Genomic DNA, 18,312 nt, shown 5'->3' on the forward strand with positions numbered 1-18,312 from the left:
AGGTTGAAACTTTCCTTTACAAAAACTTTATAATCCTATACAAACTCTTTTCCAATCCTTTACCTAATTGTTGATTGAGATTTGTAAAGTAGAAGATAGACAACTGAAAAAACACGGTTGTATTTGTACCTAACAAATGGATATATCTATGCGTAACTTAATCTCTGCTGTATTTAACCCCCTGCGTCAATGGTTGGATAATCTGGATATTCATAACCCAGATGTAGCATTATTTTTATATCGAGCCATTCCGGCCCAATGTCCGTTTGCTCGGGATATTAAACTATTTGGACATACGCTTTTACATATTCCGCCGCTGTGCAAATTCAATCCTCTATATGAAGAATTGATGGGTTTACGGTTTCGGGCGATGTGTTATTTAGTTGATGAATGTGGCATGACCATTTGATTGTTTAAATCAATTATTTTTCAATCGCAGGTCGAACTAAAATGACCGTACATTGGCAATTTTTAGCGATCGCTTCTGGAATATTACCCTGAATTACTTGGCGTAACATTCCCTCTCGACTTGCCCCTAAAACAATCACATCACATTGATCTTTATCCGCTAAATCAATCACCGCTTCCGATACAGAATTAGAACAAACGCTAGTAGAAATTACCTCTGTATTTAAGCGATGACTTAAATATTCAGAAGCCTGGTTAAACTCCCTAATTTGCTGTGTAGACATAACGTTTTTAACCACCCGCAAAAGACGAATTTTTGGATAAACACTTAACTTAATTAAGGCAGGTAAAAGCTGCACTGAAACGGAATTTTCCAGAGTATCCCTCATCGGGACTAACCAACGATGCCAACCTAAAACCGGGCAAGTCGCCAGATCTAAATTAACCTCCGTTTTAGCAGAATTAGACGTTTGATTTTGTCCCCATTTTATTAACATTACCTGGCAAGGGACTTGACGAATTACCCCATCCATCACATTTCCAAAAATCCGATCGGGTGCTGATATATCCCCATGCCAGCCCATTAATAATAAATTAATATGTTCTTCTTGAGTTGTCTCTAAAATTGCCTGGGAAACATCATGGGCAACTCGAATTTGAGTATGTACAGATATCTTTGAATTCTGCCCTAAACGTTCTGCTTGTTGTAATAAACGCCGACTTTTAGTTAATCGAACCGAGGTTTCTGATGGAGATTTACTATAGGGAATAGTGATAACTGTCATACATTCTAATTCATAATTGCGTTCTAGGGCGATCGCCACAGCAACTTTTAATAAAGCCGGGGCAGTTTGGGGGTTATAAAGTGATACTAATAAACGACCATTCCCCGTTTGTGGGCCCCGAGTTTGATAGGCAATATAAGAGGGTTCATAATGGCGGCCGACCTGAGTTGTTTCCCCACTCATTTGTCCTAATTCTGCCCGAATAATATCACTGCGGGTAATAATTCCCACTAAATGATGATGTTCGACAACAGGTAAACGACTGAGTTTATAATGACCTAATAAATATAAAACATGAGTTAAATTATCATCGGGATCAACCGTAATGGGTTGAGTCGTCATCACCTGAAAAATTGGGGTATTTTCCGGCAATTGGCGGCTGGTAATTTGGGTTAAATCCGTTTGAGTAATAATTCCCACTAACTTACCGTTATCTACCACCGGAAACCCGCGATGATGGGATTTAGCAAAGGCTTCCATCACCTGTTCTAAGGTTAAATGACCTGCTAAAATTTCGACATTTCTTTGCATCACATGGGCAGCCCGTAAGTTTGCCAAAGCCCCATCAATTGGCTGATCGGATTTTAGTTCAATACCACTGAGTTTTAATAACTGATCATAGAGAGATTCGGGATCAATTTTTTCTGCAATTAAATAGGCTACAATCGAGGAAATCATTAGGGGTAAAACCAACCCAAAATCCGTTGTAATTTCAAACACAATCACAACAGCAGTAATCGGAGTTCGCGCCACAGCACAAAAAAAAGCCCCCATTCCTGCAAAGGCAAAAACCATCGGTTGGTCAATTCCTAACATTAATTCCGATTCCCAACTTCCAATTAAATGACCTAACGCCGAACCTAATACTAAAGAGGGAGCAAATAGTCCCCCAGGCGCGCCAGAACTGGCGGCAATTACAGTTAGAATAAAATGAGCAATAAAAGCGATCGCACTGGTTTGCCAGGACAATTCACCACTTAAAATTAATTGTCTAATTCCGGTATTATTTCTAAAGGAAAGGGGCAATAAGGACACCACTAAACCCGATAATAACCCAGCAACCGCCATGCGTTGAGGCAATCCCCAGCGTAAAACCCGACGGTTAAATTTGGAACCAGCAATAATACTTTTACTAAAAAATGCCCCTAAAATACCCGCTAGAATTCCTAATAAAATAAATAAGGGAATTTCCCTAGCATAAAGTAATCTATCCTGTACCGTGTTTAATATAATCGCTTTGGAAACCGTATAACTCAGTTCTTGACCCCCTAATAAACGGGAAACCACCGCACCAATAAAAGAGGCAATAATTGCCGGCCCCAGGGTAATTCCTGACACATCATGTAGCAGTTCTTCTACTACAAATAACACCCCAGCGATGGGGGCATTAAATCCCGCAGCTAACCCAGCGGCGGCCCCACAAGCTATTAATTGGCGGCGATAATTCGGGGAAGTGGGAACCCAACGACTAATCCAAGCCGCTAAAGCCGCACCAATTTGGACGGTCGGCCCCTGACGTCCTAAAGTTAATCCCGAACCCATGGTAAACATCGTGCCGATTAGTTTAGCAAATGCCACTCGAAAGTCTAGGGAAATGGGTTCTCCAGCCAATGCAGCTTTAACTTGTGGAATCCCACTTCCGGCGGTTTCTGGAGCTAATCTTTCGACTAAAAAACCCGTTAATAAACCCCCGATTAATCCCACGGCGGGAAGAAAAATCCAAGCCGGAATTGCAGAATTTAAGGAGGTGGAAATGCGCCAGGAGCCTAACCAACCCGCACCTTCTTTTAATAGAAATGCAGCTAAACCAGACACCAATCCAATTAAACCCGCTTCAATAATGGCAAAACGTTTTGGGGTCGTAGGGGATAAAATTTTGGAGAACAGAACTGAAACTTCTCTGGAGATAGAGATGCGCCACATAATCACAATAGAACTTTGGGCTACTGTTTAGGATAGCAGTGAAAACTCCTATATTTCGATCAATTAAAATTTGTCGCTACAGAAACAAAACCTACCAATATAACTTCAAAAATTTTGTTGTTGGGCTTTAGCCCACTTAGGGCTAAAGCCCAACAACGATTTCCCTCGTTTCTAGGTTCTACCTAGAAATGCTGACAAGGTGGCTCTGCCACCTCATTTCTCAGAGGCGGAGCCTCTTAAATGAGTTACCTGGTTCCACCAGGGAACTAGGGACAAAATCATATTTTTTGGTGTTGAGTTAATCGGTGATCCCGTTTTTATTTTAATAGTCTTTCAACGGATATCTCAATATCAGGAAAAGCTAAAGGGTTAATATTACCTTGATTAATAATTTGTTGACTCAAATAGATGTTGTTTTTGGGATCTCTAAATACTATTAATTGTTTTTGGGATAAATCTAAAACCCAATATTCTTGAATATTAGCCTGGGCGTAAATTGATAATTTTAATTCTAAATCTTTTTTTAAACTGCTTTTAGCTACTTCAATAATCCAAAAAATATCCTCACTATATGGATGATGATCTTTATAAATTGACTCCGGTAGTCGGACAATAGCAATATCGGGTTCTGGTTCAGATTCAGAAAGGGTAATGGGGCCATTAAAACGAATATCGGCTTTAGCTGTTAACAAGGTTTCTAAGTATTTTGTGCCTTGCTTAACCGTATAATAATGAGAGGGACTTTCTGGACTCATTTTAATAACTTCACCGGCTAAAAGTTCGACATTGCGATCGCACAAAATTCCAGCATCAATCATGTTATGATAATCTTCAACAGACCATTTTAATAATGTCTTCATTATCAAATTATCTCCTAATCTTCGGGAGTTTAAAAGGTTATATCCTATTATAATCAAAAAGAATAAAGCCCGTGACGAAGATTTAACTCATACCCTAATTATAGGTAGTATCTCTAAATAATCTCTGAAGATGGACACAAGTGGACTCGAACCACCGACCCCCACGATGTCAACGTGGTGCTCTAACCAACTGAGCTATGCGTCCGACAATTTCCTAATGTAGCACAACGCCCCAGATCATGCAAGCTTTTTTCAGATCTTTTTTTCTGCCTGGGTAATCACAAGGGCAAACACCCCCATTATAAGGGATTGGGGTGCATCCAGGCGAAACCCAGGGCTTGCAATTTATGTTTGGTTTGGACAGGCAAGCTGGATTTGCCCATTTGTCGGGAATTAAACACAGAACAATATTCTCCAGATTTCAGGAGATTGTAAATATCCTGATCGGCGATTTTGAAAATATAATTGATATCATCAACAGGAAATAGCAGCTTTATTGCCCCCGCTTTTAACTAATCCCCTGCTATAGAGTTTATGATGGGTTTTTAGGCCACAAAGAAGGGTAGTGTTAATTAAATAGGGATGTCCCCCAACTAAGTTGATCGATTGATGAATTTCACTGTCTTTTAAATTCAGGTTTTTTTTGTTAACTAATTGCTGACCTTCTGCTAAGGTTAATTCGGTTAATTCCACAGAAACACCCCCATTAAAAAGGGATGGGTGAATATTTAAAGGGACATCAACTTCTGTGGAATAAACGACGGCCAAACGCAGTTGTTTCCACAAACTAAAACTTCTAGCCTGTTCATGCCAAAACCGCAGCAAGGATAGGAATTCATTGGCAATGGTGGGATGGGGAAAAATCAAGTCTAAATCATCTATGCAGAGAATTAGGGGTTGATTAACTTGAGATAAGATATACTGTGAAAAGTAGTTATTACAACAGGATTTACTCCCGAAAATATCCCCTAACCAATCTTGCTTTAAGTTAGTCGTTAGTCCTAATTCTTGGCTAACTTGAAAATAAAACCATTTTAAGAAGGAATCCAGATTTTTGAATTGTTGCTGCTCGACTAATTGTAAACTCAAATTAACGGTTAAATAACCTTCTGTTTCTAACTGGGTTAATACTTGAGTGATTAGGGCGGTTTTTCCCTTTTCTTGAGGGCCTTTGATTTGCAGGAGGGAACCGGGTTGAGTCAGGGTATTGTAACAGATGTTTTCTAGGGTGGGACGGGGAATATAATCGGTTTGTTCGGTTTTCGGTTGGGGAGGATGGGCGATCGCACTTTTAATAATTTCGGCGTTTTTCCCGTCCCCGGAAGCAGATAGGGATTTTTCGCTGAGACGGTACTGGGTGATCCAGTCCTGGTAGGATATCTTCAGTAAAAGGAGACAAAGACCGTCGGCGATCCGATATTCACAACTATTTCGAGCTTTGGAATAAATCTCTGGTAAATACACTGCGGATCTCACTGAGGGAGATGTGGGGGGAGCGGAGGACAATTCCCGGCTCCAATCTTGCTCGAAAACAGCCCAGGAAATGCGCTTTCCGAGCTTATATTGATGATCAAATTTTTCTTGCCACTGCTGCTTGAGGGCGGTGGGTAGGGGAACTAGGCAGTTATTTCCGGTAGATGCACAAGTCATAAGGGTTAGTCTGAAAAGAGTTTGAATAAACGGTCAAGAGTGAGTCTGAGAAAAACCATAAGTTATTAAATTAATAATAGAAGGAAAAGAGAAAATCTCAACGAGCTTTTCAATTTCTTTTCAATTTCTTTTTAATTTTCCCTTTTTCTTTATCCGTAGTGATACGGTTAATTTAATTAGGGAAATTACGGATTATTGCTAATTCATCTACCAATTTCATTGATTTTGGTAACAATTTTAATGCAGTTAATCCTTAATTTCTCGGAGTTACTGAAAGCTATTGTGATTTTTTATTGTTATTCTCCGTAATTTTACGGACAGGGAGTTCTCTAATGAATACTATTAATTCTTCAGCATCGTCCGATGACCAATTCTTTACAAATGCTCTTTTGGGCCAATTAACCACGGCTTTAACGGGGTGGGTCACGGAACCGCAACAGTTGGCCCAGTTATTTCAATCAGGGTTAGGGGGGTTTGCGAGTCGGGGGGACTTCACTACCCAGATGGGAATGGTGTTTGGGGAGGGGAATGATTATAGTTTGTTACAAAGTGATTTTGCTGCGGGGAATTTTCAGGGGTTTCCTTTAGTTGAAGTGCGATCGGGTGCGGAGTTGAAAGGGGCTAATGCGGTTTATGTAACGGAAACCAATACAATTATTTTTTCTGAAGATTTCTTGCGTCAGTATGGGAATAATTTGTCTGTTGTTAATAGTGTTTTATTAGAGGAGTTTGGTCATTCGATTGATGCGAAGGTGAATGTTAGTGATACTCCTGGGGATGAGGGGGAGTTATTTTCTAATGTTGTGCAGAGGATTAAGTTGAGTGAGGGGCAGATTGAGGGGTTGAAGCAGGAGAATGATTTTTTAAGTTTAAGTTTAGGTCAAACTCAAAATCAGAAAATACAAGAAGATAGTTATTTAAATTTAAATTTAAATACCAACTTGTTAGATGTTGAGCAATCTGATGAAACATCTAAAATATACTCTTTTAGTAATCATATTGATCCTGTAAAACTAACTAAATTACTAATATTTGGTACTTATACTCCATCATCAACTGACTACAACTTACACATCAGAAAATATACACAAGCTCCATATCCAGAATCTATCAAGTATGATGCAACTGATTTTATGACGAATGGTGCTGGACGTTATGCTTATCCAGCACTGTGTCCCTTAGTACAAGAGTTCTTTAACCATGATTTTCCAATGGGTGAGGAAAAAACTTATACATGGTCACAATGGTTCCCATTGGCAAATGAGTTAAGGGTAGCTAGAGATCCAAAGTTCAAGCTAAAAGAAGAAGATTCAAATTCAATAGTAATATCAAATTATACAACTGGCTTTAATAATTATGACTATGCTGAACGCTCATATATCTTTGGTACCAGCCCTTTTAAACTAAATACTGATAATATAAAATTCCATGTTAGTTCATCAGGAAAAAAATGGATTACTAATTTCGAGGTATATCCTGATCAGGATAATTTTGATTTCATTTCTAATAGCGAAATTGCTAAAGTAGCGAATAACGTATTAAAAAGATTGTTTGATCCTTACGATCTAAGTCTAAATCGCCCATCAGTTTACATTAATTTTGAGGGAGAAGGTAAATTTTATGATACTTATACACAATCTAGTTTTGATTTTGATAAAGATCGACATGACTCTGACAAATATGATGGTACTTTTTCCGAAGATATATTTTGGAATAGTTTTAAGAATTTGTCTTATGCACTAAAATTAATTTCAGCGGCAGGGATTGATAATTTTTTAGGGATTGATGATATATTTTCAGGGATTGATGAATTTCTTTCTTATGAATCTGATGGTCGAAAAGTAATTTATGGCAGTCCAATAAATGATGTTCTTAATGGCAGATCTAGCGTTAAGCCATACCCAGATTCTACTGCATTTTCCGGTGGTTATTTTATTGTTGGTGGTCTAGGGAACGATTACCTCAAAGGAGATGTATTTGCTGACAAAATTATAGGAGGTTCTGGAGATGATACTACTATAGGAGGAGACAGTACAGATGACTTATATGGAGAAAATGGTCAAGATCGCCTTGAAGGCGAAGGTGGAGATGATTATTTAGAAGGAGGGGCAGGAAGTGATAAATATTACGGGGGTGATGGTAATGATCTAGTTTTTGATACTGGAATAAATAATAATCTTGGTTCCCCATCTGGAGATGATTATTTTGAAGGAGGGTCTGGAAAAGATATCTTCTATGGTGCTAATGGTGATGATACTGCTAAAGGAGGAAACCATGAAGATAAATTATATGGAGAAGATGGTCAAGATCGCCTTGAAGGTGAAGGTTGGGATGATTATTTAGAAGGTGGTTCTGGAAACGATCAGTATTACGGGGGTGATGGTAATGATTTAGCTGATGATGATAGTGCAGTAATTGGTAATATGGGCTTACCATCTGGAGATGATTATTTTGAAGGTGGTTCTGGAAATGATAGCTTCTATGGTGCTGATGGTAGTGACACTGGTTATGGTGGTACTGAAAATGATGTTTTAAAGGGTGAAGGTGGTAAAGATTTTCTTTATGGTGGTGCAGGTGACAATGATGTTGCTGGTGGTTTCTTTGACTGGACGAATAACTGGTGGGGGTTAGAAGAAGATGGAGAAATTCAACAAAACGATTCTAACGAAGCAAGTTTTACAATAGCAGGTTTAAGTTTATTTGCAGAAGCAAGTACAACTGATTTTTCTACTAATACATCAACCAATCAAAACAATTTTAATACAGTCTATGCTGCTGAAGCTAATTCCTCAGAATCATTGGATAGTGATGATTTTATCTCTGGTGGTTCAGGCAATGATAGGATTAGTGGAGATGAAGGTAATGATGAAATTTATGGGTATCAAGATAATGACTTGATATTAGGTGGTACAGGAGACGACAAAATTAATGGAGGTAGTGAAAATGATAGTATTACTGGTAACGATGGATCTGATGTAATTAGTGGTGATTTCGGAAATGATTTGCTGTACGGTGGTCAAAATAATGATCAAATTTCTGGTGGGGATAATCAAGATCAAATTTATGGCAATGACGGCGATGATAATATTTCTGGTGATGCTGGTGATGATCTAATTCAAGGAAACATCGGACAAGATAATATTTCTGGTGGGTCTGGTAACGATAACATTTCTGGAAATGAAGGTAATGATAATATTCAAGGAAACTTAGGTAACGACTTAATTTATGGTGGAGATAATGAAGACACCATTAAAGGAAATGAAGACAACGATAATATTTTTGGTGACAAAGGTAATGATGTAATTGAAGGAAACACCGGACAAGATCAGATTTTTGGCGGTGAAAATAACGATACCATTGCAGGTAACGAAGATAACGATTATATTCAAGGGGATGCAGGAGATGATCGCATTACCGGAGATGGCGGAGATGATAAAATTCAAGGGAATGAAGGAAGCGATCGCATTGAAGGAAATGACGGAAACGATTTAATTTCCGGGGGTCAAAACGAAGATACGATTTATGGAAATATCGGAAATGATAATATCTTTGGTGATGAAGGTCAGGATGTCATAGAAGGAAACGAAGGAGAAGATAACATTTCCGGTGGTAACGATAACGATACTATTTATGGTAATCAAGATAACGATAATATTAAAGGGGATGCTGGTGATGACAGTATTCAAGGAAATGAAGGGGATGATATTATTCAAGGGAATGATGGAAGCGATCGCATTGAAGGAAATGACGGAAACGATCTAATTTCTGGCGGTCAAAACGAAGATACGATTTATGGAAATACCGGAAATGACAATATCTTCGGGGATGAAGGTCAGGATGTCATAGAAGGTAATGAAGGAGATGATAATATTTCCGGTGGTAACGATAACGATACTATTTTTGGTAAGGAAGATAACGACAATATTAAAGGGGATGCTGGTGATGACAGTATTCAAGGAAATGATGGGGATGATAAAATTCAAGGAAATGAAGGAAGCGATCGCATTGAAGGAAATGACGGAAACGATCTAATTTCTGGTGGTCAAAACGAAGATACGATTTATGGAAATATCGGAAATGACAATATCTTTGGTGATGAAGGAAACGACATCATTGAAGGTAATGAAGGAGAAGATAACATTTCCGGTGGTAACGATAATGACACCATTTCCGGTAATCAAGATAACGATAATATTAAAGGGGATGCTGGTGATGACAGTATTCAAGGAAATGAAGGAAAAGATCAAATTAGTGGTGGGGACGATAACGATATTATTAACGGAAACGATGATGATGATCTAATTTTCGGTGATGGCGGCAACGATCTTATTCATGGGGATATTGGCGCTGACTTCATTAGTGGTGGAAACGATAACGATCAGATTTATGGCGACCTTGGCGCTGATTTAATTCAAGGAGATGCAGGAAATGATATTATTTCCGGTGGCGAAGATAATGATACGATTTCCGGTAACGATGGAGATGATCAAATCGAAGGAAATACCGGAGAAGATTTAATTCATGGTAACGCCGGAAACGATCACATTAAAGGCGGCGACCAAAACGATATTATTGCAGGGGATGGAGATAACGATACCCTCTTAGGCGAAAACGGAGAAGATCGCCTTTATGGAGGAGACGGTAACGATAATATTGTCGGGGGTAACGATAACGACCTCCTCTACGGCGAAAACGGCGACGACTCGATGGAAGGAAACGCTGGAGAAGATAACCTCGCCGGGGGAGACGGTCAGGATAAACTGAGTGGGGGTACAGAAAAAGACTTTATTAACGGTCAGTTTGGGAATGATACCCTGTTTGGGGATGAGGGAGATGATACCCTCTACGGCGAAGAAGGAGAGGACTATCTCTATGGCGGTGATGGAAACGATACCATGATCGGCGGTGCTGGCGGAGATGTCCAAGATGGCGGCGCAGGTCTGGACTTAATTTCTTACTATACCTCCCCCACAGGTGTTTTAGTCCGTCTCCAACCCGGTCAAGGCGTCGGAGGAGATGCGGAAGGCGATCGCATTTATAATGTGGAAAACGTCGAGGGGTCAAACCATAACGATACCTTAATTGGCGATAATGGCCCCAATGAATTACGAGGGTTAGGGGGAGATGATATCCTCGATGGTAAAGTTGGGGACGACTCCCTCTATGGCGGTTTAGGAAACGATAACCTCGATGGTCGCGAAGGAAACGACCTGTTAATGGGAGGAGACGGAAACGACACCATTGATGGCCGTTCTGATGATGATAAAATCTCAGGGGGTGCGGGTAATGATCTCCTTGACGGCGGAAGTTCGGGTAATGATACGATTTCCGGTGGGGATGGTAACGACAATATTGAGGCTAATTCCCATGATGACAACGTTGATGGCGGTGCGGGAGATGACAACGTTGATGGCGGTGCGGGGGATGACCTCGCTTTTGGGGGAGACGGGAATGACACCCTAGATGGTCACTCTGGTAATGATACCCTGATCGGAGGCGAGGGAAATGATATCCTCCTAGGGGACGCTGGGGATAACTGGTTAATTGGGAATGGTGGGAATGATGAAATGTACGGCGGGAAAGGGAAAAGTGTTGATACCTTTGTGATTAGTGTCGATGGTAGTGTTGATACGATTTATAATTTTGAATTAGAGAGCGATCGCCTACAATTTACAGAAAATCTTAACTCGTCTGACTTCAGTTTTACTCCTGACAATCAAGATTTATTGTTAATCTATCAAGGAAGTACGGTTGCAATTCTCAAAGATATTGGTAGCAAAGGAAAGCCAAATAAACCTAACGGAAAAGATCCTGAAAACACCCCAGACTTGAATCAATATCCAACGTTAACAGCCGCAGTTTCTTTACCCACTTCCACAGAAACCGAGCTTTTAGCTAATATTAGCGAACCTCCTCCCCCTCCTGCTGTGGGTGGTAGCGAGATTTTCCCGGCGGTATTTGAGTCTCCTTCTCCCGATAATATTGCTGCTATTCCTGAAACTTCTGCTGATTTTGGTAATTCTAATTTTGACGGATTTTTCACGAATACTTCCGATCCCTTTGCGAATGTTTTTGAGGGATTTGTAGCAACCTATTCTCAATTCAATGCAGTTGATTTTTCTACCCTAGCTGATTTCAGTTTTAATCCCATTGAAAACCCCTCCATTGTAGACCCCATAACTAACCCTGATATTCCTTCTGATAACGAGGAAACAGATAATCCTGTTATTAATCCTCCAGAAGATAACTCAGACCCCGTAACTAACCCAGAAATTCCTTCTGATAACGAGGAAACCGATAATCCTGTTGTTACTCCTCCAGAAGATAACTCAGACCCCGTAACTAACCCAGATATTCCTTCTGATAATGGAGAAACCGATAATCCTATTGTTAACCCTTCAGAAGATAACTCAGACCCCGTAACTAACCCAGATATTCCTTCTGATAATGGAGAAACCGATAATCCTATTGTTAACCCTCCAGAAGATAACTCAGACCCCGTAACTAACCCAGATATTCCTTCTGATAACGAGGAAACCGATAATTCTGTTGTTAATCCTCCAGAAGATAACTCAGATCCCGTAACCAAACCTACCAATAATTCCGATAATTCTCAAAATGGGAAAAACGATAATTCTGTTGTTAATCCTTCAAAAGATAACTCAGATATCGTAACCAAACCTACCAACAATTCCGATAATTCTCAAAATGGGAAAAACGATAATTCTGTTGTTAATCCTTCAAAAGATAACTCAGATATCGTAACCAAACCTACCAATAATTCCGGTAATTCTCAAAATGGGAAAAACGATAATTCTGTTGTTAATCCTTCAAAAGATAACTCAGATATCGTAACCAAACCTACCAACAATTCCGATAATTTCCATGATGGGAAAAACGATAATTCTGTTGTTACTTCTTCAGAAGATAACTCAGATATCGTAACCAAACCTACCAATAATTCCGATAATTCCCATAATGGGAAAAACGATAATTCTGTTGTTACTTCTTCAGAAGATAACTCAGATATCGTAACCAAACCTACTAACAATTCCGATAATTCTCAAAATGGAGAAACCGATCATTTTGTTGTTAATTCTCCAGCAAATAACTCAAATATCGTAACCAAACCTACCAACAATTCCGATAATTCTCAGAATGGAGCAATCGATAATTCCATTGTTACTTCTCCAGAAGATAACTCAGACATTGTAACCAAACCTACCAACAATTCCGATAATTCTGATAACGGAGAAACCGATAATTCTATTGTTACTTCTCCCGCAAATAACTCAGGTATCGTAACCAAACCTACCAACAATTCCGATAATTCTCAGAATGGAGAAACTGATAATTCTGTTGTTACTTCTTCAGAAGATAGCTCAGATATCGTAACCAAACCTACCAATAATTTCGATAATGGAGAAACCGATAATTCTATTGTTACTCCTTCAGAAGATAACTCAGATATTGTTTCTAATTCTGCCAATAACTCCCCAATAAATGAACAAACAACAGCTTTAAACACATTACCACCGGAAAAAACCACACCTCCAGAAGTTACAGGTGAAGTGAATTCTGGAACCGAAGGGAATGATATGTTATTGGGAACAAATAGTAGTAATATCATTAACGGATGGTCAGGAGATGACACCATCTTCGGTTTACAAGACAATGATAATTTGTCTGGTGATGGTGGAAAAGACATAGTATTAGGGAACGAAAATAATGATTTTCTTTCCGGTGGAGAGGGTAATGATACCCTTTATGGCGGTAAGGATAATGACACCCTTTTAGGTCAAACCGATGAAGATATCCTTTATGGAGATTTAGGGGATGATGAACTCAATGGAGGGGATGGAAGTGATCAACTCCTGGGAGGACAAGGAAACGATTCTCTCTATAGTAGCCAAGGTATCGATACCCTCACAGGTGAATCAGGGAATGACACCTTTATCCTAGACTATTTCTCTGAAACCGGAACCACAGAAGACTATTCTCTGATTGTTGATTTCAAACTCGGTGAAGACATGATTCAATTATTAGGAACACCCAATCAATATCGCCTAGAAACGGCTTCTCCTGATGTCCCCAACGGAACCGCAATCTTCCGCACCCTCAATGGCCGAGAGCATTTGATCGCGATTGTCTCAAACGACCTATTAACTAACCTGGAAACTGAGTCCTTCCAGTTTGTCTAAAGCCAAATCGTGAAACTTTGATGGGGATGTGGGGGCTAATGTCCCCACATTTTGTGGTGCAGAAAACGGGTTTCTGAAAACATTGGTCAGGATGATGGCGATTTGTAACTCTTGCAGACAGTTATGATGAAGGATAGCTAATCAAACTTAGGGGTGCTATGCCTAAACTATCTGTTTAAAGACTCGGGATTAAGAATAAAGCTATGATCCCTGATCCATCCTCCTGACTCACCCACCATGAGATCCACTCCCTCTACATCTTTGTTCCCCCCCAGTAAACCTAAAGTGCGCCTGCGAACTACCCTTGTTGTTACCTTTGTCATTCAAATTGTTGCCGCCGTTGGACTGGTCGGGTATCTTTCCTTTAGAAATGCTCAAAAAGCCGTCAATACCCTGGCTTCCCAACTGCGTAGCGAACTGAGCGCCCGGATTGAACAGGAACTCAAAAGCTATTTTGAAAACCCCTACAGACTTAACCAACTCAATAGTCGTGCATTTTTTCGCGGAGAACTCGATGTTACAAGGGTTGACAGCGCGCCTCCCCTGTTAGATCAATTAAAAATATCCCCCCTGCTGTATTCGATTTATTGTGGTAACTCCCAAGGAGAATTTTTAGGGGCGGTCAGGATCTTAGAAAATAATACCTTGGGGTTGTGGACGGCGAACATTGAAACGGGACAACATTTATATCTCTACAATATTGATAGTCAAGGACGGCCCACCACCTTACACAAGGATAGTGGGGCTATTTATGACCCGCGACAACGCCCTTGGTATCAAAAAGCCCAAAAAACCGGGCGTCCGGTCTGGAGTGATATCTATTTAGCCTTCTCCACCGGCTTACCCACCGTTACGGCCAGTCAACCGATTTATAATCCCGAAACCGACGAACTCCTGGGGGTTTGCGCCACGGATGTTCTACTTCCCGATGATTTCCGCAAGTTTCTATCGAGTTTAGCGATCGGAAAATCTGGTATTGCTTTTGTTAGCGATCGCACAGGTCAGTTACTTTCGAGTTCCACCAATGAAACCCTGACCGTCGGAGAAGGGAAACAAGCCAAACTCCTCCCCGCAACCGATAGCCAAAATCCCTTAATTAGAGGCGCGACTCAACAAATTATCTCTGAATATGGCAGTTTTGCCAGCTTAGATCAACCTGTACAAACGGAATTTCTACTCAATAATCAACGGAAATTTATTCAAGTTTTACCCTTTAAAGATGGTCGGGGACTGGACTGGTTAATTGTGGTGGTGATTCCAGAAAGCGATTTTATGGATGAAATTAATGCCAATAATCGCTTGACTATTATTTTATGTTTAGTGGCATTAGTGATTGCAATTCTAGCAGGAATTGCTACCTCCCGTTGGATTTCCCAACCGATTCTAAAATTAAGTAACGCCTCAAAAGCGATCGCTCAAGGAGAGTTGGATCAACATATTGAAACCAAAGGGATCACAGAACTTGAAATTTTAGCAAGTTCTTTTAATACGATGACGGAGCAACTGCAAGAATCCTTTGCCAAACTAGAAACAAAAAATGCGGACTTACAACAGGCAAAAGAGGCTTTATCCGCCGCCAAAGAACAGTTAGAAGCGGTATTAAATGCCGTACCCGGTTCAATTTCTTGGATGAGTGCTGAGGGAATTTATTTAGGGGTAAATCGTCATCTAGCGGATAATTTAAGTTTAGAAACTGAAGAAATTTTAGGTCAAAAAATCGGATTTTTTGAACAGGGTTCAGACTATGTTAAATTTCTACATCGATTTCTGGAAAGTCCTGAACAATCAGCCTCTCAAATTCTGCCAATTATCCAAAATGATCAACGACGTTACTATTTAATTGTGGTGCAAAAATATCAGCAAGGTTCGGCTTCTGTGGCGGTGGGAATTGATATTACCGAACGTCGGCAAGCAGAAGAAGCCCTGAGAATTGCAGAGGAAAACTATCGCAGTATTTATGAAAATGCCTTAGAGGGAATTTTTCAATATCATCCTGAACATTCTTATATTAATGTTAATCCAGCCATGGCTCGGATTTATGGTTACGATTCTCCTTCAGCTTTGATGGATATTTTACCCGATTCCAGTTATTCTTTATATGTGCAACCGGAACGCCACACAGAATTTATTCATTTAATGCAGGAACAGGAAACGGTTTCTAATTTTGAATTTCAAATTTATCGAGCGGATCGTCAAAAAATTTGGATTTCTGCCAGTGCTAAACCGGTGTTTAATCCCGAGGGTGATTTACTTTATTATCAAGGATTTATTGCTGATATTACCGAAAGAAAAAAAGCAGAAGTTGAGCGTCAAGAGTTTATTGAAGAACTGTTTGAAGTCAATAGTAACTTAGAAGTTGCCATCCAAACTCAGTTAGAATTGACAGAAGCCGCCACTCGTTTTGTCCCGCAACAATTTCTCTCTCTCCTGGGTTATAACAGCATCGCAGAGGTGAAATTAGGGGAAGGAGTACAACATGAAATGTCTATTTTATTTTCCGATATTCGGGACTTTACCAGTATTAGTGAAAAGATGACCCCGGAAGATAATTTCAAATTTATTAATTCCTATTTATCCCGGATGGAACCTGTGATTACCCAATATCAAGGGTTTATTGATAAATATATTGGGGATGCGATTATGGCGTTATTTAATGGGGGTGCGGATGATGGGATTCAAGCGGGAATTACTATGTTAAAAGAACTGGCTGAATATAATAGTACCAGAAGCCGAGCCGACCGCCCGAAAGTGTCGATTGGAATTGGGATTAATACGGGATTTTTAATGTTAGGAACCGTGGGCGGCGAAAATCGGATGGATAGTACGGTGATTAGTGATGCTGTGAATTTAGCCTCTCGAATTGAAGGGTTAACTAAATATTTTGGTGTGCCTTTATTAATTTCTGAATATACGTTAAAGGCGTTACAAGATCCTAGTCTTTATGGTATTCGATTAATGGGTCGAGTTAATGTTAAAGGCAAATCGGAAATGGTGTCTGTTTTTGAAGTATTTGATGCCGATTTACCTAAAATTAAAGCGGGAAAATTAGCGACTAAAGCCCTATTTGAAGAAGCGGTTTCTCTTTATAATATGGAAAATTATCAGGAATCCCTGAAAGCCTTTGAAGCCTGTTTAACCTTAAATCCCATTGACCGAGTGGCTAAATTTTATTTAGAACAGATTCGCCAGATTCCCCGAAATCTCCAGTCTCCCGGGGAACTTTAAGCTATTTGTAGGAGTAATTCATGAATTACTCCCACTAATAATCGGTAAGTTACGATTAAGTCGAAAGAAAATGCACCCAAAAATTTCCATCGGGCATACAAACTCGACGGATTAAATTGTAGGAATAGCGCAAATAAGCACCACTCAAATCCGTGCGATATCCCGAGGGAAACCATTCCCCATAGGGGTCATGTACCAGTAAGCCTTTGTCATCGAAACCCACCGCCGGCATAATATGACCAAAGGAGGTAAAATAACCGTGAATTACCGCCGGTTTACCCTCCGCTAACCAGTCTTGTAATTCCTCTAGGGTTGTCCGTTCGGAAAAGTAATCTTTAGCCCCATAATCTCGGGCAATTTTGGCTAAATCGTAGGGACTCCAGCGGCTATACCCTTTTTTGATGGCATATTCATAGAGCTCGTCTTCAAATTGACCGCTACTGCTACGCCGAGGAATGCCTAAATATTGCAAACACATGGCGATGGAAGTCACATTACAAGACCCGGTGGGATTATAAAAGTTATCCAGTTGAGATTTATAGGGAAAATTAGCGAGTTTGATACTTTTAGGACGGGGTTTTGGATAAACTAAATCTTTCCCTTGATAAATTTCAGCGTGTTGGTCAAACACATAACCAATTGATTGTTCTCCCAATTCATTCCCCCGAAAGGCAACTCTAATATGACCGCGCAGGGGTTCATAAGCAAGAAGTTTGAATTCTTGACCCGCTTTTACCGCTTTTTTTTCAGTCTCACTGAGTTGAGAAGAAGTAACGGGTCTGAGTTTTAAAATTGTTTCTTTGGTAATTTTAAGAACCGGAATATCGCTGGGAATTTGTTCCCGTTTGGTTTCAATTAGTTTCTTGGCGGTTTTTAATCCCAAAAACCCAGGTTCCTCGCATTCCATTAAGGTTTGAAACCGATGCAGGGCGGCGGTGGATTTCTGCCCAAAGCTGCCATCTGCTGGGGGATCAAGCAAGGTCAAATTAATTAAAATTACCTGAATTTGGCGGGTTAAGTCTTGATCCGATGCGATCGCATTCACATCATAACGTTGTTCGGTTCCTAAAATGTCTTGTAATTTCATATTCAGTAATAAAGGCTATAACTTTAGAGTCGGACAAAAATAAACGATAATGGCAATAACTGAATTTCGATGTTTTAAGTTAAACCTCTGAATTGATGGAAGAATTTCAGACGTTATTGATTATCGCGTAAATCAGCATGATTGGATAGTCCCCAATTAAAATTAACAATTCT

7 protein-coding genes and 1 tRNA gene are annotated in these 18,312 nt (G+C 39.9%); 3 read left to right on the forward strand and 5 right to left on the reverse strand.

Going from position 1 to position 18,312, the window contains the following annotated elements; genetic code table 11:
* Positions 1–148: 148 nt before the first annotated feature.
* A complete protein-coding gene (locus PL9631_RS20010) occupies positions 149–409 on the forward strand; it encodes a Mo-dependent nitrogenase C-terminal domain-containing protein (RefSeq protein ID WP_331281277.1) in 261 nt (86 codons plus the stop codon).
* A 13-nt stretch (positions 410–422) separates the two neighbouring features.
* Here PL9631_RS20010 and PL9631_RS20015 read toward each other — a convergent pair whose 3' ends face one another.
* The 4 genes from PL9631_RS20015 to PL9631_RS20030 form a co-directional block, all read right to left on the reverse strand.
* Positions 423–3,116 carry a chloride channel protein gene (locus PL9631_RS20015; protein WP_083623082.1) on the reverse strand — a complete coding sequence of 898 codons (2,694 nt, stop codon included), beginning with the start codon at positions 3,114–3,116 and terminating at the stop codon, positions 423–425.
* A 317-nt stretch (positions 3,117–3,433) separates the two neighbouring features.
* Entirely contained in the window at positions 3,434–3,976 is a 543-nt protein-coding gene (locus tag PL9631_RS20020) for a Uma2 family endonuclease (RefSeq protein ID WP_083623084.1), read from the reverse strand.
* 131 nt (positions 3,977–4,107) lie between these two features.
* Positions 4,108–4,181, reverse strand: a tRNA-Val gene (locus PL9631_RS20025).
* 269 nt (positions 4,182–4,450) lie between these two features.
* Positions 4,451–5,626, reverse strand: coding sequence for an AAA-like domain-containing protein (locus PL9631_RS20030; RefSeq protein ID WP_083623088.1), 1,176 nt, complete (start codon positions 5,624–5,626; stop codon positions 4,451–4,453).
* Between the two features lie 332 nt (positions 5,627–5,958).
* Here PL9631_RS20030 and PL9631_RS20035 point away from each other — a divergent pair, with 332 nt between their 5' ends.
* Together PL9631_RS20035 and PL9631_RS20040 are read left to right on the forward strand one after the other, a co-directional pair.
* Entirely contained in the window at positions 5,959–13,827 is a 7,869-nt protein-coding gene (locus PL9631_RS20035) for a calcium-binding protein (protein WP_083623090.1), read from the forward strand.
* A 237-nt stretch (positions 13,828–14,064) separates the two neighbouring features.
* A complete protein-coding gene (locus PL9631_RS20040; protein ID WP_083623092.1) occupies positions 14,065–17,052 on the forward strand; it encodes a PAS domain S-box protein in 2,988 nt (995 codons plus the stop codon).
* Positions 17,053–17,107: 55 nt separating this feature from the next.
* On the opposite strand, the gene PL9631_RS20045 is transcribed toward PL9631_RS20040, so the two are convergent.
* The gene (locus tag PL9631_RS20045) at positions 17,108–18,139 is read right to left on the reverse strand and encodes a C39 family peptidase (protein ID WP_083623094.1); all 1,032 of its coding nucleotides are present in this window, start codon (positions 18,137–18,139) and stop codon (positions 17,108–17,110) included.
* Between the last annotated feature and the right edge of the window lie 173 nt (positions 18,140–18,312).

The sequence above is a fragment of the Planktothrix paucivesiculata PCC 9631 genome, assembly GCF_900009265.2.
Lineage (GTDB): Bacteria > Cyanobacteriota > Cyanobacteriia > Cyanobacteriales > Microcoleaceae > Planktothrix > Planktothrix paucivesiculata.